General features: G+C 63.7%; 19 protein-coding genes. 15 read left to right on the forward strand and 4 right to left on the reverse strand.

Features of this window, described 5'->3' with window-relative positions; genetic code table 11:
- The first annotated feature begins 9 nt into the window (after nt 1-9).
- Entirely contained in the window at nt 10-1,380 is a 1,371-nt protein-coding gene (locus CQ13_RS20820; RefSeq protein ID WP_057844701.1) for an MmgE/PrpD family protein, read from the forward strand.
- Between the two features lie 257 nt (nt 1,381-1,637).
- Here CQ13_RS20820 and CQ13_RS20825 read toward each other — a convergent pair whose 3' ends face one another.
- A complete protein-coding gene (locus tag CQ13_RS20825; RefSeq protein WP_245309249.1) occupies nt 1,638-2,177 on the reverse strand; it encodes a GNAT family N-acetyltransferase in 540 nt (179 codons plus the stop codon).
- Nucleotides 2,178-2,380: 203 nt separating this feature from the next.
- Between CQ13_RS20825 and CQ13_RS20830 the strand changes: the two genes are divergently transcribed.
- The 3 genes from CQ13_RS20830 to CQ13_RS20840 all read left to right on the forward strand — a co-directional run bounded on the left by CQ13_RS20830 (nt 2,381) and on the right by CQ13_RS20840 (nt 5,172).
- On the forward strand, nt 2,381-3,298 hold the full coding sequence (locus tag CQ13_RS20830; RefSeq protein ID WP_057844702.1) for a pirin family protein: 918 nt from the start codon (nt 2,381-2,383) through the stop codon (nt 3,296-3,298).
- A gap of 69 nt (nt 3,299-3,367) precedes the next feature.
- On the forward strand, nt 3,368-4,282 hold the full coding sequence (locus tag CQ13_RS20835; protein ID WP_057844703.1) for a phosphoribosylaminoimidazolesuccinocarboxamide synthase: 915 nt from the start codon (nt 3,368-3,370) through the stop codon (nt 4,280-4,282).
- Between the two features lie 86 nt (nt 4,283-4,368).
- A complete protein-coding gene (locus CQ13_RS20840) occupies nt 4,369-5,172 on the forward strand; it encodes a crotonase/enoyl-CoA hydratase family protein (RefSeq protein ID WP_057844704.1) in 804 nt (267 codons plus the stop codon).
- 56 nt (nt 5,173-5,228) lie between these two features.
- On the opposite strand, the gene CQ13_RS20845 is transcribed toward CQ13_RS20840, so the two are convergent.
- Nucleotides 5,229-6,725, reverse strand: a complete 1,497-nt coding sequence (locus CQ13_RS20845; protein WP_057844705.1) for an NAD-dependent succinate-semialdehyde dehydrogenase — start codon at nt 6,723-6,725, stop codon at nt 5,229-5,231.
- 117 nt (nt 6,726-6,842) lie between these two features.
- Nucleotides 6,843-7,163 (reverse strand): hypothetical protein, encoded by a 321-nt coding sequence (locus CQ13_RS20850; RefSeq protein WP_057844869.1) that lies wholly within the window; start codon nt 7,161-7,163, stop codon nt 6,843-6,845.
- A gap of 350 nt (nt 7,164-7,513) precedes the next feature.
- Between CQ13_RS20850 and CQ13_RS20855 the strand changes: the two genes are divergently transcribed.
- Nucleotides 7,514-8,707 carry a serine hydrolase domain-containing protein gene (locus tag CQ13_RS20855; protein WP_057844706.1) on the forward strand — a complete coding sequence of 398 codons (1,194 nt, stop codon included), beginning with the start codon at nt 7,514-7,516 and terminating at the stop codon, nt 8,705-8,707.
- Nucleotides 8,708-9,878: 1,171 nt separating this feature from the next.
- Here the strand turns inward: CQ13_RS20855 and CQ13_RS20860 are convergent.
- Nucleotides 9,879-10,880: an adenosine kinase gene (locus CQ13_RS20860; protein WP_057844707.1), complete on the reverse strand. Its 1,002-nt coding sequence runs from the start codon at nt 10,878-10,880 to the stop codon at nt 9,879-9,881.
- Nucleotides 10,881-11,168: 288 nt separating this feature from the next.
- Here CQ13_RS20860 and murJ point away from each other — a divergent pair, with 288 nt between their 5' ends.
- From murJ to miaB, 10 genes are all read left to right on the forward strand, one after another.
- Nucleotides 11,169-12,725: a murein biosynthesis integral membrane protein MurJ gene (gene murJ, locus CQ13_RS20865; RefSeq protein WP_057844708.1), complete on the forward strand. Its 1,557-nt coding sequence runs from the start codon at nt 11,169-11,171 to the stop codon at nt 12,723-12,725.
- Between the two features lie 68 nt (nt 12,726-12,793).
- Nucleotides 12,794-13,846, forward strand: coding sequence for a tryptophan--tRNA ligase (trpS, locus tag CQ13_RS20870; protein ID WP_057844709.1), 1,053 nt, complete (start codon nt 12,794-12,796; stop codon nt 13,844-13,846).
- 151 nt (nt 13,847-13,997) lie between these two features.
- Complete coding sequence (locus tag CQ13_RS20875) at nt 13,998-14,492, forward strand: universal stress protein (RefSeq protein ID WP_057844710.1); 495 nt, start codon at nt 13,998-14,000, stop codon at nt 14,490-14,492.
- Nucleotides 14,493-14,607: 115 nt separating this feature from the next.
- Nucleotides 14,608-15,177: a NifU family protein gene (locus CQ13_RS20880; protein ID WP_057844711.1), complete on the forward strand. Its 570-nt coding sequence runs from the start codon at nt 14,608-14,610 to the stop codon at nt 15,175-15,177.
- Nucleotides 15,178-15,264: 87 nt separating this feature from the next.
- Nucleotides 15,265-15,963: a tRNA (adenosine(37)-N6)-threonylcarbamoyltransferase complex dimerization subunit type 1 TsaB gene (tsaB, locus tag CQ13_RS20885; RefSeq protein WP_057844712.1), complete on the forward strand. Its 699-nt coding sequence runs from the start codon at nt 15,265-15,267 to the stop codon at nt 15,961-15,963.
- Nucleotides 15,960-16,445: a ribosomal protein S18-alanine N-acetyltransferase gene (gene rimI / locus CQ13_RS20890; RefSeq protein WP_057844713.1), complete on the forward strand. Its 486-nt coding sequence runs from the start codon at nt 15,960-15,962 to the stop codon at nt 16,443-16,445. The genes tsaB and rimI overlap by 4 nt, the downstream gene beginning before the upstream one ends.
- A gap of 52 nt (nt 16,446-16,497) precedes the next feature.
- Nucleotides 16,498-16,947 (forward strand): Fur family transcriptional regulator, encoded by a 450-nt coding sequence (locus CQ13_RS20895; RefSeq protein WP_028347833.1) that lies wholly within the window; start codon nt 16,498-16,500, stop codon nt 16,945-16,947.
- A 12-nt stretch (nt 16,948-16,959) separates the two neighbouring features.
- The gene (locus tag CQ13_RS20900; RefSeq protein ID WP_057844714.1) at nt 16,960-17,655 is read left to right on the forward strand and encodes an HAD family hydrolase; all 696 of its coding nucleotides are present in this window, start codon (nt 16,960-16,962) and stop codon (nt 17,653-17,655) included.
- Nucleotides 17,656-17,798: 143 nt separating this feature from the next.
- Nucleotides 17,799-18,188, forward strand: coding sequence for a hypothetical protein (locus CQ13_RS20905; RefSeq protein ID WP_057844715.1), 390 nt, complete (start codon nt 17,799-17,801; stop codon nt 18,186-18,188).
- A gap of 267 nt (nt 18,189-18,455) precedes the next feature.
- Nucleotides 18,456-19,874, forward strand: a complete 1,419-nt coding sequence (gene miaB / locus CQ13_RS20910; protein WP_057844716.1) for a tRNA (N6-isopentenyl adenosine(37)-C2)-methylthiotransferase MiaB — start codon at nt 18,456-18,458, stop codon at nt 19,872-19,874.
- Nucleotides 19,875-19,877 lie beyond the last annotated feature (3 nt).

Consider the following 19,877-nt stretch of genomic DNA (forward strand, 5'->3'; position numbering starts at 1 on the left):
GGAAACACGATGGCCCACGAAACCGAAACGCTCGCAGCCTATGTCGCCGACCTGAAATTTGCGGATATTCCGCCTGAGGTGCTGGAGCGCGCCAAGGTGCTGACGCTGGATTTCCTCGGCAGCACGATCCGGGCGCGGCGCGATGCGGAATCCACGCCCTCGCTGCTGAAGATGCTGGAAGCGCTGGCGCTGGACGGCAAGGGCGAGGCCACTGTATTCGGCGATGCGAAGACCTGGACGCCCGCGGTCGCCGCGCTGCTTAACGGCGCGCTCGGCCATTCCCTCGATTTCGACGACACGCATGCCGACTCCTCGCTGCATCCGAGCGCACCCGTGGTGCCGGCGGCGTTTGCGGTCGGCGAAATGGTCGGCGCATCCGGGCGCGACGTGCTGACCGCGATCGTGGCCGGCTATGAAGTGTGCTGCCGGCTCGGCAACGCGCTTGATCCGACCTCGCATTATGCGCGCGGCTTTCATCCGACCGCGACGGCGGGAACCTATGGCGCGGCAGCCGCGGCGGGGAAGCTGTTCGGCCTCTCAAAGCATCAGATCATCTCAGCCTTCGGCGTTTCTGGCAGCCAGGCCGCCGGCTCGCTGCAGTTTCTGGTCAACGGCGCGTGGAACAAGCGCTATCAGGTCGGTGCCGCCGCGATGAACGGCGTCATCGCCGCCACGCTGGCACGCAACAATTTTGTCGGCTCGACCGAGTCGGTCGAGGGCAAGCATGGCCTCCTCGTCGGCTACAGCGACGACGCTCATCCCGGCAAGGCGACAGCCGGCCTCGGCAAGACCTACGAGACGCTGCGGATCGGCGTGAAGCCTTATCCAAGCTGCCGCTATACCCATGCCGCGCTCGATGCGCTGATCGCGATGCGCAGGGAGCACAATCTGACGCCGGACCAGATCAAGCGTGTCGAGATTGGCCTCCACCGCAACGGCATCACGCTGACCGGCGATGCCGCAACCAAGCGGCATCCGACCTCGATCGTCGGCGGGCAATTCTCGATGTTCTTCACCGGCGCGCTGGCGCTCGACCAGGGCCGTTTTGGTTGGGACGATTACGAGCGGCTCGGCGATGCCGCCGTCAATGCGCTCGCGGATAAATTTGACGTGGTGCAGGACGATCGCCTGGAAATCGGCCGCACCCATCCCTTCGGTGCGCGCGTCTCGATCACCACCGACGACGGCGTCCATGAGCGGCTCTACGCCGATCCCTCCGGCGAGCCGGATACGTTTCCCGACGCGCAGGCGATGCAGCAAAAATTTCTCACGCTCGCCCGCCCCGTGCTGAACGGCCGCGCCGACCAGCTCGCCGACGCGATCCTGTCGCTGGAGCGGTTCGACCGCGTCGAGAAGGCCACGCAATTGGGGCGGCAGTAGCCGCAGCATGCACCGATCAGCCTCGTCCCGCTTGCGCGGCGAGGTCAGCGCGTAGCGCCGGGTAAGCGGGTATAGGTCTCCCCACGTTCTATGCTCGCGATGAGAGCCCCTCACCCCGACCCTCGCCACGCAAGGCGATGTCGAAGGTGGATAGCAGCATCGGATGGTCCGTTCACGCGGATTATCTCCGCCCGTCAATCTTGAATCGTTTCGTGGTTCAATTTCTGCCGATCAGCGCTTCCAGCGATCGCGCGACGTCACCCAACGTTCATTGATCTTGCCGAAGAGATCGACCTCGCCATCCCTCCTCGCTCCCAATCGCCGCGCAACCGCTTGCGACGGTGCATTGATGGCTTCGATGCAATGAATGATCTCGTCGATCTCGAAGGTCGCGAACCCCAGTCGATCGACGCCCGCGCCGCTTCCACCGCGTAGCCCTTGCCGCGGTATTCGCGGTCGATGCCCCAGCCGACCTCAAAGCCCGGCCAGCCCGGCGGGCACCACGGCCCGACGCGGCCGATATAGCGGCGGCTCGATTTTTCCTCGATGGCGAACATGCCGAAACCGTGCAGCGCCCAATGCCCCGATATCACCGCAGCGTTGCGCCATCCGCCGATTTCGGTCGTGATCGCCTTGCCGTCGGGCGTGATGAAGCGCGCGGTATCGGGATCAGACAGCATCGCCGTATTCGCAGCAACGTCGCCGCCGCGCCATGGCCGCAGGACCAGGCGCGCGGTCTCGATGACGGGACCATCGACCTTCAGGAGCTTGGCGCCGGGCTTGAGCAGAGGGATCATTGGTTCATTATCCTACGTCGTCCCTGCGAACGCAGGACCCATAACCACCGTTGTCGATTGTTGGAGACGATATCCGCCTTTGCTGCCAAACGATAGGACTCGGGGTATGGGTCCCTGCGCTCGCAGCGCGACGACATGCGGAGGCATTTGAACGCAATCCCGCGATTCCTGCTATAATCGTCGCAAACATCAAGGAGTGCCCCATGAGCTGGCAACCGTCCAACGATCCCGTGCTCGGCGATCCCAAAAGCTGCGACGCGCTCGACCTCATCATCGTGCCGCGCACCCGCGATCTCGGCGACGGATTTGCGGTGCGACGCGCGCTGCCGCATGGCAAGCGGCAGATGGTCGGGCCGTTCATCTTCTTCGACCATTTCGGCCCGGTGCAGTTTATGGCAGGCCGCGGCATGGACGTTCGACCGCATCCGCATATCGGACTTGCCACCGTCACCTATCTGTTCGACGGCTCGATCATGCACCGCGACAGCGAGGGCAACATTCAGGAGATCCAGCCCGGCGCGATGAACCTGATGACGGCAGGCCGCGGTATCGCGCATTCCGAGCGCACGCCCGATGTGCAGCGCCGCGATGGCCAGAAGATGCTCGGCCTGCAAAGCTGGATCGCGCTGCCGGCGGGCTCCGAAGAAATCGCGCCGTCGTTCCAGCATTACGCGGCCGAAGCGCTGCCGACCGTGAAGGAAAGCGGGTTCACCTCGCGCATTATCGCGGGAAGCGGCTTTGGCGTGAAATCGCCGGTCAGCATGGTCTCGCCCTGGTTCTACGCCGAAGTGACGGCGCAGGCCGGGACCAGCGTGCCGCTCGACCCTGACCATGAGGAGCGCGCGATCTACCTCGTCGACGGCGAAGTCGAGATTGCGAACGAGCGCTACGAGGGGCCGCGGCTCCTGATCTTCCGGCCCGGCGACCGCATCACGGTAAAGGCGGTCACGCCGGTGCGGATGATGTTTCTCGGCGGCGACGCGCTGGAAGGCCCGCGGCACATCTGGTGGAATTTCGTTTCCTCAAGCAAGGAGCGGATCGAGCAGGCCAAACAGGATTGGAAAACCGGCCGGTTTGCAGCCGTTCCGCAAGAACATGAGTTCATTCCGCTGCCGGAGTGAGCTATTGCTCCGCTTTCTCATTTGCCGCCTCGCGCTTGCACGAGGCCGCCTGTTCGAAAGCCTGACCAGATGAACGCGATGCTCGCCAGCGAATTGCCCCTGCCCCAGATCGGCCGCGGCAAGGTGCGCGATATCTACGCCGTCGGCAGCGACTGCGTGCTGCTGCTGACCACCGATCGCATCAGCGCCTTTGACGTGGTGATGGCGGAAACCATCCCGATGAAGGGCGCGGTGTTGACGCAGATCAGCGCGTGGTGGTTCCGCCAGCTCGAAGGCGTGGTGCCGCATCACATGATCAGCGCCGACGCTGACGAAATCATCCGCAAGGTGCCTGGCCTGAAGGACCATCGCGCCGACATTCTCGGGCGCGCGATGCTGTGCCGGCGCACCACCGTGTTTCCGGTCGAATGCGTGATCCGCGGCTATATCTCCGGCTCCGCCTGGAAGGAGTACGCGGCCTCCGGCACGCTTGCGGGCGAGGAGCTGGCGGAAGGCCTGCTCGAAAGCGGCAAGCTCGAGCCGCCGATCTTCAGCCCGGCGACCAAGGCCGAGACCGGCCATGACGAGAACATCACTATCGCGCGCATGCGCGAGATCGTCGGCGGCGACGTCGCCGAAAAACTCGAGAGCATGGCGCGCACGGTCTATAATTTCGGCGAGCGGATCGCCCGCCATCAGGGCATCATCATCGCCGACACCAAGTTCGAATTCGGCCGCGCGGCGGACGGCCGCATCATCCTGATCGACGAGGTGATGACGCCGGATAGCTCGCGGTTCTGGGCGGCCGACGTCTACAGGCCCGGCCGGCCGCAGCCCTCCTTCGACAAGCAGCCGCTGCGCGACTATCTCGACGCCGAGCGCCATGCCGGCCGCTGGAACGGCGACGCCCCGCCGCCTCCGCTGCCCGACAGCGTGGTGGAGGCGACGAGCAAGCGCTATCTCGAAGCCTACCGGCGCGTGACGGGGGATGAGTTGAATATCTAGCCGCGTCATTGCTGACGGCCTTGGGATTGCGTCACCCTCGCGTCTGATGCCAAGCTTCCGGGAAACAACATCCAGGGAGCGCCTCAATGACCGAAGTCGATTCCGTGCTCGTCGAGCGTGATGGTCCGGTGACCATCGTTTCCATCAACCGTCCGCATTGCCGCAACGCCGTCGATGGCGCGACCGCGCGGAAACTCTACGACGCGTTTCTTGCTTTCGATGCCGACGAGAGCGCGTCGGTTGCGGTGTTCACCGGCACCGGCGGCTATTTCTGCGCCGGCGCCGATCTCAAGGCGGTGGCGGCGGGTGATCCCAATAAGCGGCGCGAGCTCGGCGGCCACGATTCGATTGCGCCGATGGGGCCGAGCCGGCTGCGGCTGTCGAAACCGGTGATCGCGGCTGTGGAAGGCTTTGCGGTGGCCGGCGGCATGGAGCTTGCGCTATGGGCCGACATGCGCGTGGTTGCGGAAGACGCGACCTTCGGCATCTTCTGCCGGCGTTTCGGCGTGCCATTGATCGATCTCGGAACCATCCGGCTGCCGCGGCTGATCGGCCATTCGCAGGCCATCGACTTGATCCTCACCGGCCGGCCGGTCGGCGCGCCGGAGGCGCTACGGATGGGGCTCGCCAATCGCGTGGTTGGCCGCGGCGAGGCTGCCGCACAGGCGATTGCGCTGGCGCGGGAGATCGCGCGCTTCCCACAAAAATGCCTGCGCGCCGATCGGCTGTCGGCGCTGCGGCAATGGGATCTTGCGGAGGAGGAAGCGATTAGCAACGAAATGCGCGGCGGGCTGGAGGTGATCGGCTCAGGCGAAACGCTGTCGGGCGCGACGCAGTTTGCTTCCGGCGTGGGACGTCACGGCGCGTTTGCGAGTGACGCGAGCGATTGATGCAACTGTCGTCCCTGCGAACGCATGCGAACGCAGGGACGACGAGAGAGTTTGGGCTATACCCCCGCCATCATCACGTATTTGATCTCGACATATTCCTCCATGCCGTGATGCGAGCCTTCGCGCCCCAAGCCCGATTCCTTGACGCCGCCGAACGGCGCCACTTCCGTCGTGATCAGCCCGGTGTTGACGCCGACCATGCCGGCTTCCAACGCTTCGGCGACGCGCCAGACGCGACCGAGATCGCGCGCGTAGAAGTACGATGCCAGGCCGAACGGCGAGTTATTGCACATCGCGATCACGTCGGCCTCATCCTTGAAGCGGAACACCGGCGCCAAGGGCCCGAAGGTCTCTTCACGCGCGACCAGCGCGTCGGACTTCACATTCGACAGCACGGTCGGCTCGAAGAAGCTGCCGCCGAGCGCATGGCGCTTGCCGCCGGTGACGACCTTCGCGCCGCCTTTGACGGCGTCATCGATATGCTTCTCAACCTTGAGCACCGCGTCCATGTTGATCAGGGGACCCTGCACCACGCCCTGCTCCGTGCCGTCGCCGATCTTCATCGCCGCGACCTTCTTGGAAAGCTTCTCGACGAACGCGTCGTAGATTTTGTCCTGAGCGTAGATGCGGTTGGCGCAGACGCAGGTCTGACCCATGTTGCGGTACTTCGAGATGATCGCGCCCTCGACCGCGGCATCGATATCGGCGTCATCGAACACCACGAACGGCGCGTTGCCGCCGAGCTCGAGGCCGAGCTTCTTCACGCCAACGGCGGCCTGCTGGTAGAGGATCTTTCCGACCTCGGTCGAGCCGGTGAAACCGATAAAGCGCACGGCCGGATGCTCGCACAGCACCTTACCGATCGCGGACGAATTGCCAGTGAGGATGTTGAACACGCCCTTCGGCACGCCGGCCTTTTCGGCGAGCGCGACCAGCGCCAGCGCGGTCAGCGGCGTTTCATTGGCGGGCTTGAGCACCACGGTGCAGCCGGCGGCCAGCGCCGGCGAGACTTTCCGCGTGATCATCGAGCACGGGAAATTCCACGGCGTGATCGCGCCGCAGACGCCGATCGGCTGCTTGATGGCGAGCAGACGTGCATCCGGCCGCTGGGTCGGAATGGTCTCGCCATAGACGCGGCGGGCTTCTTCGGCGAAGAATTCGACATAGGCGCCACCGATATCGACTTCGCCGAGCGCTTCCGCCAGCGGCTTGCCTTGTTCTGACGTGAGGATCAGGGCGAGATCCTCGCGGTTTGCCGCGATCAGCTCGAACCACTTTCGCAAAATGTTGGAGCGCTGTTTTGCGGTGAGCTTGGCCCAGGCGGGGAATGCGCGCTCGGCGGCTTCGACGGCTTGCGTCGCTTCGGCCGTGCTGAACGCCGGGACTTTTGCGAGTTCGACACCGTTGACCGGATTGGTGACCGGGCGCGACGGCGTGCCGACCCAGGCGCCGTCGATGTAGCAGCGGTCGCGCAGCAGCGAGGAATCTTTCAGGCGGTCATGCAGCGAGGGCGTGGAGGTTTTTGAAGCGCGTGCGGCGACGGGCGGGTTCATGGCGTACTCCTCGGATTTTCTTGAAGGATTGGCCCGAGTATAGGCCCGAACCGGCGGCGATGCATCGGCCGCAAACGCGGGTCTGCTTCAAGCTATCTTGAGGGTGACGGGGTCGTGTTACGCCGCGCCGCTCATATAGGTTTCGCGGCGGCCGATCATGCGCTGCGCGGCCGCCTTGGCGTCGGCTTTCGAGGAGGCTGCGCAGGTCCGGTACTCGAGATCGGGCAATTTGGCCGTGTCGCGGCGGCCGAACCAGGATCTGGAGCCGACCGCAAGTTGCGCCAGCGCCTGGGCGACGTTGTCGACCGCCTCGAAGGAGTGCAGCGCACCGGTGCCGGCGTAGCGGACTTCATAGAGCCCGGGGGTAATCGGCGCCTCGATGTTCTCGCCCCGTCCGGGACGGGGATACCGCTTCCATTCACTCCAGGTCGAGATCATCGCGCCCCTCGCAATTTCCAAAACTACAACGATTTTCATCAAATCAATGCTGCAACCAGCATCGTTTGTGCTGGAATCTGAACGCTTTACTGCAGAAAATCGGCGCCGGGAATCGCCGCGGAATCACGTTATCGTGGCTGCCCAAGGCGGTCACTGGCCGAGCTCTTCATCCACCGCGAATTGTGGCGAGGTGTTGCAGTTTTGTGCCGCCAGCCCGGCGCGCCTGCTGCCCACCCTCCTTGCTTATCACGAGATCGCGACATCGGCGGCGGCATCCGCCGAGCGCTTGCGGGATCACGCGGCCGGGAGGAAGATCGTTCCACTCCATAAAAACAAACGGGAGGTGACCCATGCGAGGCAAGGCCGAGATCGATCAGATTCTGCGTCAGAAATGCGAGGCGAAGGAAATTCCCGGCGTGGTCGCGATGGCGGCTACCGGGGGTGAGGTGATCTACCAGGGCGCGTTCGGCCAGCGCGACCTTTCCAAGGACGATGCCATTACCGCCGACAGCGTGTTCTGGATCGCCTCGATGACCAAGGCGATTACGACCGCGGCCGGCATGCAGCTCGTGGAGCAAGGCAAGCTCTCGCTCGACGAGCCGATCGGAAAAGTGCTGCCCGACCTCGCCAGCCCGCAGGTGCTGGAAGGTTTCGACGCCAATGGCGAGCCGAAGCTGCGTCCCGCGACGAAGCCGATTACGCTGCGTCATCTCATGACCCACACCGCCGGCTTCGCTTACAACATGTGGAGCGAGGTGTGCGCGCAGTATCTCGACAAGACCGGAACCCCGGCCATCACCACCTGCCAGAACGCCGCGCTGAAGACGCCGATCATGAGCGAGCCCGGCACGCGCTGGGAATACGGCACCAATATCGATTTCGTCGGCAAGGCGGTGGAAGCGGTGAGCGGCAAGCGGCTCGATGCCTATTTGCGCGACCACATGTTCACGCCGCTCGGCATGAACGACACCGCTTTCAAGATCACCGACTCGATGCGCCAGCGGCTGGTCGGCATGCATGCCCGCGGCGCGGACGGCTCGCTGGCGCCGATCCCGTTCGAGCTGGAACAGGAGCCGGAATTCCACATGGGCGGCGGCGGCCTCTACGGCACGGCGGCCGACTACATCAAGTTCACCCAGATGATCCTCAGCAAGGGCCGCGGCAACGGCAACGAGGTGCTGAAGCCCGAGACGGTCGCGCTGATGAGCCAGAACCACATCGGCGATCTCACGATGGGCAAGATGGTGACGGTGGCGCCGATCTACACCAACGACGTCGATCTCTATCCCGACATCGTCAAGAAGTGGGGGCTCTCGTTCCTCATCACCACCGCCCAGACGGCCGAGGGGCGCAGCGCCGGCAGCCTGGCCTGGGCCGGTCTCGCCAACACCTATTTCTGGATCGACCCGGCGCGCGACGTCGCCGGCGTCATCCTGATGCAGTTGTTGCCGTTCGCCGATGCAAAATGCCTGGAGGCCTTTGCGGGGTTTGAGCGCGGGGTGTATGCCGGGCTCGATGCCGGCAGCGGCCAACGGGCGGCGTAAAAAGCAAGGAGGGCGGCGACGCTTCGTCGCGTGGTACGCCCTCACCTCCCCCACGCGTGTCATGCCCCGCGAAGGCGGGACATCCAGTACGCCGCGGCTTCTCGGCTCGATCATTTCTGCCACCGCAACGTCATTGCGAGCGAAGCGAAGCAATCCATCGTGCCGCATATGCGGAAAGGTGGATTGCTTCGTCGCTGTCGCTCCTCGCAATGACGGCTGAGATCGATTCGCATTCATCTACTGACATGCTTTCGCGATCTCGCGGCGCGTTCCGCCCGAGCTTTGCCCTTATCTTTCGCGCCCCAGAAAACAGAGGGCGCAGGGAAGACCGGGTGCGCGCTGCACCCGCGGTCTCGTGTGCAATTGCGCAAAAAGAACGCGCACACGAGCATACAGGTCCAGCGGAGAGCATCCGGCCTTCCCTGCGCAATGGTTTTACGGCGTACTTCGCGCTCTCCCTGGTGTGCGAATTCCTTTAGCCACCATCATCCGCGGATTGATGGATGGAGCTGGCCCGGTCGGGCCGGCACATCCTCCGCGGACTTGACACCAGCCACGGGTGCCAGGACCACACGACTTGGCCGTACGCGACACGCTCTTGCCAGAGGCCTCGACGGGCTTGGTACCCATCCGCCGAAGTCCGGCGAGAAGCGCTTTAGCATCGGTCGTCTGCGTGCCGTCCCTTCGCTCACGGACTCACAAGAGCCCGCCCTGCGACGACGTTTGCGCGCCCGACGCTGCCGCGTCCACCGCACCCCGCCCCGCGTTTAGTGACGATCGCGAAACGCCCCTCTGAAGTGGGACGGGATGGCGCAAGTTGTAGGACTGATTTGGGTCAATCGTGAAGCGAATTATTTTTGCGGGAGGGGCGACTTTTGATTTGCGCGAGAGGGCAAATCAGTGCTGAGGCGATGTTGCCGCGAGCCGGCGCACAGGCCCGAACGCATTCACCGCTCGTTGGCCTCGCCCCGATCGAACTTGTAGTCGGCAGGAAGAATCCAATTGAGGGAGGCCAAGCGCTCTGCGCTTGATCGGAAGCCCGCGGACCAGCTCGTCGGGGCGATATCCGTACCGGCTAGGTCTTGCAGACATCCACGACTTGCACGCCCTCACTGAAGAAAGACGTGGACGGCGGGTCAAGCCCGGCCATGACGGGTGGAGCGGCCGTGGCCTACACCCCCAACCCGTTCTGCCCCGCCAGCTCCTTCAGCGACACCTGCGGCCGTGCCCCGATATGCTGGATCACCTCGGCTGCTGCCAGCGCGCCCAGCCGGCCGCACGTTTCATGGCTCGCCTCACGCACAAGCCCGAACAGGAAACCGGCAGCGAACAGGTCGCCGGCGCCGGTGGTGTCGACGAGCTTTTCGATCGGGAACGCCGGCGCCGCAACCATACCATCGGACGACACCACGACGCAGCCCTTCTCGCTGCGGGTGACGACGGCGAGTTTTGTGTCGGTGCGGAGCTGCTTCAGTGCGCCGTCGAAATCGGAGGTCTGGTACAGCGAATGCAGTTCGGCCTCGTTGGCGAACACGAGATCGACCGTGCGCTTACGCATCAGGTCGAGAAACTCGTCACGGTAGCGATCGACGCAGAACGAGTCCGACAGCGTCAGCGCCACCTGTCGGCCGGCGCCATGGGCGATGCCCGCGGCCTTGACGAAGGCTTCCTTGGCGTTTTGGGGATCCCAGAGATAGCCTTCGAGATAGACGATGCGGGAGGCCGCAATCTGCGCCTCGTCGATGTCGGATGGATTAAGGGCCTGCGCGGCGCCGAGATAGGTGTTCATGGTGCGCTCGCCGTCCGGCGTCACCAGAATGTAGGAGCAGCCAGTCGCGGGGCCGTCGGACGCGGCTTTGGTTTCGAAGGCGACGCCAGCGGCACGGATGTCGTGGGTGTAGAGGCCGCCGATCTGGTCGCTCTTGACCTTGCCGACATAGGCGGCACGGGCGCCGAAATTGGCGATGCCGACAATGGTGTTGGCGGCCGATCCGCCCGACACCTCCGTCGCCGGCCCCATGTCGCGGTAGATCGAGGTGGCGCGGGCCTCGTCGATCAGCGCCATGCCGCCTTTGGTCATGCCGTGGTCGGCCAGGAATTTCTCATCGGTTTGTGCGAAGACGTCGAAAATCGCATTGCCGATAGCGAGAACGTCGTATTTTGCGTCAGTCATCCATCCGTCCTGTTTACGGCGTTGCGATGAGGCTCGGGCTACCAGATCGGCGTAGCGCCAGCAAGTGAAGCGGCTCCGGCAACTCGCCCCGCTTGCGGGGAGAGGTCGGAATTCAAGCGCAGCTTGAATTCCGGGTGAGGGGGTACAGGTCCATCGATAGAGCTCTTTTCGCGGATGGAGCCCCTCACCCCAACCCTCTCCCCGTGAAAGGACGGGGAGAGGGAGAACCAAGCGCCAGCATGATGGCTGGTAGTGTTTCCTTGCTTCTCGCTGCTATACACGCCTCCCATGATCCGCTCTTTCCTCACGGTATCCTCGGGAACGCTGGCCTCGCGGCTGCTCGGATTCGTGCGTGATTCGGCGCTCGCCGCGCTGCTTGGCGCGGGGTCTGTGGCGGATGCGTTCCTGGCGGCGTTTCAGCTCGTCAATGTGGTGCGAAGGCTGCTGACCGAGGGCGGACTGAACGCAGCGCTGGTGCCTTCATGGCTGCGCGTCCGAGAGGCCGGCGGCGTGGCGGCTGCGGCGGCATATGCCGGCCGCGTGCTCGGCACGATCACGGCTGTGTTGATCGTTGCCACGGCGCTGCTGGCGCTCGTCATGCCGCTCGTCATCACCGTGCTGGCGCCGGGATTTACGGGGCGCGAGAGCTTGCGGCTCGCCGTCGACAATGCGCGGCTGATGCTGCCCTATCTCGCCTTTGCCGGTCCGGTGACGGTGATGATGGCGCTGCTGAACGCACAGGGGAGATTTGCGCTGACCGCGTTTTCGCCGCTGCTGTTCAACATCGCGCTGATCGCAGTGATGGCCGTGCTGCTGGTCGTGCAGCCGGATGCCACGCGGTCCGCGCAGATCATCGCCGCAACCGTCGGCATCGCCGGGCTGTTGCAGCTCTCCGTGCTGGTGCTGCGCCGTGGCGAGAACATCGCGACACCCTTCCGCGTCTCGTTCGACAAGGAGATCCGCGGCTTTCTCGGCAAGGCTGTGCCGGGCATGATGGCATCGAGCGCGCCGCAATTGCTTGTCGTGGCCGGCGCGATCATCGCGTCCTCGTCGCCGTCGGCGGTGTCGTGGCTCTATTTCGCCAACCGGCTGGTCGAACTGCCGCTCGGCATTGTCGGTGTCGCGATGGGCACGGTGTTGATCCCGGAACTGACGCGCGCGGTGCGGGCTGAGGACCGCGCTGCCGTTGCTCACGCCGAATCCCGCGGCCTCGAGCTCGCGGTTGGCCTCGCGCTGCCCGCAACGCTCGGCCTGATCGTGCTGAGCGAGCCGATCGTTCGGCTGTTGTTCGAGCATGGCGCGTTCACCGCCGATGACACCACAGCCACCGCCCGCGCGCTGATGTGGCTGACGCTGGCGTTGCCGGCGCATGTGCTGGTCAAGGCGCTGTCGCCGGCGTTCTTTGCACGCGAGGATACGATGACGCCGCTGACCGCCGCGCTGAAAGGCGTGGTGCTGGCGATCGCTTCTGCCTTCCTGTTCAGCCATTGGTACGGCACTGAGGGCATCGCGGCGGCCATTGCTGTTGGCGCCTGGAGCATGGCATTCAGCCTGATCCGCGGCGGCGCGAAAGTCTTCGGGTTTTCGATCGATAGGGAAGCAAAACGGCGGTTGCCGCGCATCGCGCTGGCGGCGCTCGCCATGGGCGCGTTGCTGTGGCTTGCGACGCGGTCGCTGCCTTCCCTCACCTCGAGCGCACACGGCCTCGTGCAGGCCATCCTGCTGCTGGTCGTGATCTTGGCAGGAATTGCGATTTACGGCCTGCTCTTAAGGCTTTTCGGCGTCATCGGCTGGCGCGACGCGGTTAACGCCGTCAGGCAAACAAAGGGTAGCGGCTTGCGCTGATAGCCCCTGCGTGGCAAACGACGGCGCGAAACAGGCATCCGAAACAGGATCCTTGGGGAAGCTGACAAATGGCTTTTGTTGAACGGGTTTTTTCGGGCGTCCAGCCGACCGGCAATCTGCATCTCGGCAATTACCTCGGCGCGATCGTCAACTTCGTGAAGATGCAGGAAACCCATAACTGCATCTATTGCGTCGTCGACATGCACGCGATCACGATGGGCATGGACGTCTGGGGCGGCCCGGCGGAGCTGGCCCGCAACACCCGCGAGGTCACGGCGGCCTTCATCGCTGCCGGCATCGATCCGAACAAGCACATCGTGTTCAACCAGAGCCAGGTCGCCGGCCACGCCGAGCTGACCTGGATCTTCAATTGCGTGGCGCGGATCGGCTGGCTCAGCCGCATGACGCAGTTCAAGGAGAAGGCCGGCAAGGACCGCGAGAACGCCTCCGTGGGTCTCTACGATTATCCGGTGCTGATGGCGGCCGACATTCTGCTGTACCGCGCCACCCATGTGCCGGTCGGCGAGGACCAGAAGCAGCATCTGGAGCTCTCGCGGGACATCGCGCAGAAGTTCAACAATGATTTCGGCGAGTCTATACGCGGCCACGGCTTCAACGACGGCCTGTTCTTTCCGCAGCCCGAGCCCTTTATCACCGGCCCGGCAACGCGCGTGATGTCGCTTCGCGACGGCACCAAGAAAATGTCGAAGTCGGACGCCTCGGACAATTCGCGCATCAACCTGACCGACGACGCCGACCTGATCGCGCAAAAGATCCGGAAAGCCAAGACCGATCCGGAACCGTTGCCGTCGGAGGAAAAGGGGCTGGAGAACCGGCCCGAGGCCGACAATCTCGTCGGCATCTATGCGGCGCTGGCCGAGCGCAGCAAATCCGACGTGCTGCGTGAATTCGGCGGCGGGCAGTTCTCCAGCTTCAAGAATGCGCTGGTGGAACTTTGCGTGGCAAAACTCTCGCCGATCGCCTCTGAGATGAAGCGGCTGGTCGCCGATCCCGGCCATGTCGACAAGATCCTGGTCGACGGCGCCGACCGCGCGCGCGTCCTCGCCGACGAAACCATGCGGGCGACGCGGGACATCGTTGGTTTCATCCGAAAGAGCTAGAGATTCTCGTTTTGATGCGTTTTCTTCACGTGAACCGGTACCCACGTCGCTCGAAAACGCTATGGCCATTGCGTTGCAACAGCGTCGCCGCTTGTCGAGAGCGGCTGCGCCGTGGCAGCATGCGTCGGTTTGGCGCAGCACCGGGAAATGCATGACCACCCAGCGACGAAGCTACGAGACGGGTCACAAACCGAAATGCCTTGTCATCGTTGACGACACCGCGGAATGGGACCGCGCGGTGTATTACGCCAGCCGCTGGGCGGTGCGCGTCGGCGGCGGCGTGGTGATGCTGCGAATCATCGCGATCGAAGACCAGAACCAGCAATGGCTGGGTGTCGCCGACCTGATGCGCGCCGAGGCCGAGGACGCCGCCAATGAGGCGCTCGACCGCGCCTCCGGCCGCGCCAACGGCATCGCCGCGATCACGCCCGAACGGGTGATTCGCGAGGGCGATCCCACCACCCAGATTCTCGACGTGATCGACAAGGACGTCGATATCTCGATGCTGGTGCTGGCGGCCAATCCGGGTCCCGAGGGGCCGGGGCCGCTGATCAGCATGATGGCCCAGGCCGCCGGCTCGTTCCCGATTCCTGTCGTCATCGTCCCCGGCGATCTCAGCGATTCCGAGATCGACGGGCTGTCTTAGGGCTTGATCTGGTTAGAGAATTTCTGATTTCTCCTCTTGACCGTGCGCCGGCGGTCGCCATCTGCTATGGGACACCCACGCGCCGGCCTTGAACCGGCGACGCCGGAGAAAACCAATGTTCATTCAGACCGAAGCCACGCCCAATCCCGCCACCCTGAAATTCATACCTGGCCGCACCGTGCTCGACACCGGCACGATGGAATTTTCCAGCCGCGAAGCCGCCGCCCGGTCGCCGCTTGCGGAGCGACTGTTCGGCGTATCAGGCGTGTCCGGCGTGTTTTACGGCTACGATTTCGTCACCGTGACCAAGTCGGACGGCGATTGGCAGCACCTCAAGCCCGCGATCCTCGGCGCCATCATGGAGCATTACATGTCCGGCGCGCCGCTGCTCGCCGACGGCACCGCCGGCAATGACGAGGCGGCGGACGAGGACGGCGAGTTCTTCAACGAGGCCGATGCCGATACGGTCGCGACCATCAAGGACCTCATCGAGACGCGGGTGCGGCCGGCAGTGGCCAATGACGGCGGCGACATCACCTTCCGCGGCTTCAAGGATGGCGTCGTATATCTCAACATGAAGGGCTCCTGCGCCGGCTGCCCGTCCTCGACGGCGACGTTGCAGCACGGCATCCAGAATCTGTTGAGGCATTTCGTGCCTGACGTGGTCGAAGTCCGGCCGATGTAAGGGGACGCGAATGGCGAGTAGCGAGTGGCGAATAGAGACGGATATCGATAGTCTATTCGCCACTCACCATTCGCTATTCGCCCCCTCATGCTGATCCTTTCCATCGATACCGCGCTCGATGCCTGCGCCGCGGCCGTGCTCGACACCGGCGCGGGCGGTGTGATTGCCCGGGAATCGCAGGCGATGAAGCGCGGTCATGCAGAGGCGCTGATGCCGCTGATCGCGCGCGTCATGAAGGCGTCCGGCGTTGCCTTTGCCGCGCTCGACCGCGTCGCCGCGACGACCGGTCCGGGCAGCTTTACCGGATTGCGTGTCGGCCTGTCCGCCGCCCGCGGCATTGCCCTCGCCGCCGGCAAACCGGTGGTGGGCGTAACGACATTGACCGTGTTTGCCGCCCCCATCGTCAGCGAGAGCAGCGAACATCCCGTCATCGCCGCGATCGATGCGCGGCATGATCACGTCTATTTCCAGGTGCTGGGCGGCGACGGCAGTTCGCTGGTCAAGCCGAAGGTGGCGCCGATCGCCGAAGCGCTCGATGTGGCGCGCTTCGGCACGCCGCATCTGGTCGGCAATGCGGCCAACATTCTGGCCGAGCGCTGGCCGACCGATGCGTCGCAGCCTTTCAAAATCAATCAGCAGGCCGCGCCCGACATCGCTTGGGTGGCGTGGCTGGGCGCCGCGGTCAATCCCGAGAGCTCACCGGCACGGCCCTATTATCTGCGCGCGCCTGACGCCAAGCCGCCGAAAAGTCCGCTGACCGACGCATCGCAGCCGCCGGCATCATGATGACATGGTTGACCGAATGGTGGGGCGGCGGCACTTCGGTGATCGAACCGGCCATTCCACGCGACGCGGCACGTTTGGCGCAACTGCACGGCGCATCGTTTCACCGCGGCTGGGGCGAAGGCGAATTCGAGGTGATGCTGACCGAGCGCAACACGCTCGTGCATCGTCTCAGGCTCGGACGCAAGATCATCGGCTTTGCGGTGTCGCGCATGGCGGCCGACGAGGCGGAGCTATTGTCGATCGCCATCGACGCGACTGAGCGTGGCCGTGGTCTGTCACGCAACCTGTTGCTGACGCATCTCGGCCATCTCGCCGGCCGCGGCGTGCGCAAGGTGTTCCTCGAGGTCGAAGAAAATAATCAGCCGGCGCGACGGCTGTACGAATGGGCCGGCTTCGAGGTCGTCGGCCGCCGGGAACGCTACTATCAGCAGCCGGGCGGGGAGCAATTGAATGCGCTTCTGATGCGGCGTGACTTGTCGTAATATGCGCAGGGTGGCACAACAGCCCAGACCTGCTCTTCAAGGCCCCAAAGTCATGCCCGTACTGAAATCCCCGTCTGCGCAAAAAAATACCGGCATCGAGGCTCGCTGCGCCGCCACCGGCATGCGCATGACCGAACAGCGCCGGGTGATCGCGCGTGTGCTTGCGGAATCGGCCGACCATCCGGATGTCGAGGAGCTTTACCGGCGCTGTGTCGCGGTCGACGACAAGATCTCGATCTCGACGGTATATCGCACCGTCAAGCTGTTCGAGGATGCCGGCATTATCGAGCGGCACGATTTCCGCGAGGGCCGCGCGCGCTACGAGCAGATGCCTGACAGTCACCACGATCACCTGATCAATCTGCGCGACGGCAAGGTGATCGAGTTCACCTCCGAGGAGATCGAGAAATTGCAGGCCGAGATCGCCCGCAAGCTCGGCTACAAACTGGTCGACCACCGGCTGGAGCTTTATTGCGTGCCGCTCGACGACGACAAATCCTGATCGCGTGCCAACGTGAACCCGAACTTCGATCTGGTCATCTTCGACTGCGACGGCGTGCTGGTCGACAGCGAGGTCATTTCGTGCCGTGCGCATGCGGAAATTCTCAGCCGCCACGGCTATCCGATCACGTCGGAGCAGGTGTTTCACCGATTCCTCGGCCGCTCGGCACGTCAAGCCAACCTCGAAGTTGAGGCCGAACTCGGCCGCGCTCTGCCCGACGATTTTCATCTGCAATTGCGGGATGAGCTGTACCGGACGTTCGAAGCCGATCTGGAAGCGATACCGCACATTCATACCGCGCTCGATGCCATCACCCAGCCGGTCTGTGTGGCATCGAGCGGCTCGCATCAACGCATGCAAATTAGCCTAGGCCGCACCAGGCTCTATGATCGGTTTGCGCCGAATATTTTTTCGGCCTCGCAGGTCTCTAACGGCAAACCCGCACCGGACCTGTTTCTGTTCGCGGCCGAACAGATGAACGTCGCGCCGGAACGCTGCGTCGTGATCGAGGACAGTGTTCCCGGCGTCACTGGCGGCCGCGCCGCTGGCATGACCGTGCTCGGTTTTCACGGCGGCAGCCATTGCCGCCCCGGCTATGGGGACAGGCTGCGCGATGCCGGAGTCGTCGCTGTTTTCGACGATATGCGGCAATTACCCGGGCTTATTGAGAAGATCGGGATTAAGGCAACACCGAACCGGGCTGTGTAATGAGAATCGGTCAATGTCTGCTTTGCTTCATAAAGCAGGATCTTCACCGACACCTTCGGTATGTAAGGAACCACTGAATATCTGCGGACGTTTTCCTGTATCCCTCATTTTGAGCGAGAGACAACCTCAAGCAGGAGGTTCAGATGTCTACACGCATAGTGACCGCAGCATTCGCCCTTATCCTCGCGTCGCCGGCGTTTGCTGATTGTAACCAGGAACTGAAGGCGCTCGAACCGAACATCGTTGCCGCGGGAACGGGCGCGAGCGAATCGGGAATGCCGGGGACCAAGCACCAAGAGGAGGTTCTGGCCGGTAAACAAAAGAGCGCTGAGCCTGAAACCACGGGATCAACGGCAGCGGCCGTGCAGCCCACTTCACCGCATCAGGAGCAAGTCACTAGAAAGAGCAGCACCCAGAGCGCCGAACATGCCAACCAACTGATGGCCGAAGCCCGCAAGATGTCAGTGGCTGGCGACGAACAAGGGTGCATGAAGAAAGCGGCAGAACTCAAGGACGTCCTGGGAATCAAGTGAGCATCAGTTTGCCTGGTGCGCAAAACTTGCAATTCCCGGATCACTACTCTCGATTCGTTGGCTTTCGTGGTGGCGCGTAAGCCGGGCGAGCACCGCCGCTTTTGCTTCGACGGTAATCGGGCTGGCCATACCAGCGTGGGTGGTGGGTTTGCCGGCCCTCCTTGCCCCGAAATTGCCGCCTATCACGCTGGATTTCCGGCCCTTTAGCCTATACTTAAGCCCCGCGCCCGGATTTGGCGCCCATTCAAGCCCAACACCCAAGGTTCCATGAAGCCGTCGCGCAAGCTGCACATCAAGTCCTATGGCTGCCAGATGAACGTCTACGATGCACAACGCATGGTGGATACGCTGGCGGGCGAGGGCTTTGTCGAGACTGAAAGCGCTGACGATGCGGATCTGGTGATCCTCAACACCTGCCACATCAGGGAAAAGGCGTCCGAAAAGGTCTACTCCGAACTCGGCCGGCTGCGCGTCGCCAAGGACGAGGCGGCACGCAACGGGCGCGAGATGCGCATTGCGGTTGCCGGCTGCGTCGCGCAAGCCGAGGGCGAAGAGATCATCCGCCGCGCGCCGACGGTTGACGTCGTGGTCGGGCCGCAAAGCTACCACCACTTGCCGCAGCTACTGGCGCGCGCGAAGAGCGAAGGTCGCGCGCTGGAAACCGAATTTCCAGTCGAGGACAAATTCGGTTTTCTCCCCGCCCCAAAACCGGATGCGATCCGCGCGCGCGGCATCTCCGCTTTCGTCACCGTGCAGGAAGGGTGCGACAAGTTCTGCACCTTCTGCGTGGTGCCCTATACGCGCGGCGCGGAAGTCTCGCGCCCGGTCGCAAAGATTGTCGACGACGTGAAGCGGCTGGCCGATAATGGGGTGCGCGAGATCACCCTGATCGGGCAGAACGTCAACGCCTATCACGGCGAGGGCCCCGATGGCCGGACCTGGCCGCTCGGCAGATTGTTGCATCGCCTGGCGGAAATCGAGGGCATCGTGCGGCTGCGCTATTCGACCAGCCACCCCCGCGACGTCGACGATTCGCTCATTGCAGCGCATCGCGATCTCGTAGGCCTGATGCCGTTCGTCCATCTTCCGGTGCAGTCCGGCTCCGACCGGATTCTTGCCGCCATGAACCGCAGGCATACCGCCGATGACTACCGCCGCGTCATCGACCGTTTTCGCTCAGCGCGCCAAGATATTGCATTTTCATCGGATTTTATCGTCGGTTTTCCGGGCGAAACCGAGGGAGAATTTGCCGCGACCCTCGCGCTTGTCGCACAAATCGGATACGCTGCGGCTTATTCGTTCAAATATTCGCCGCGGCCCGGCACGCCGGCGGCGGACATGCGGGAGACGGTGTCAGCGGCTGAAATGGACGAGCGATTGGTGCGGCTCCAGGAATTGATCGACAGTCAGCAATCGGCCTTCAACAGGGCCATGATTGGCAACACCGTCGATGTGCTGTTCGAACGCGCGGCCCGCAATCCTGGCCAGATCGTCGGCCGCACCGCCTATCTTCAGCCCGCGCATGTGTTTGCCTCGTCCGACATCATCGGACAGGTGCTGCCGGTCAGGATCGAGAGCCTGGAGCGTTACAGCCTGCTCGGCGAACTCGCTGGCCGCTCCACGCGGGCCGGAGCCTCAGTGCTTTCATACATGACCAGATCTTCTCAAGAAATTCGGGGAGCCTGAACC

It is taken from the genome of Bradyrhizobium retamae, from assembly GCF_001440415.1.
In the GTDB taxonomy this organism is placed as follows: domain Bacteria; phylum Pseudomonadota; class Alphaproteobacteria; order Rhizobiales; family Xanthobacteraceae; genus Bradyrhizobium; species Bradyrhizobium retamae.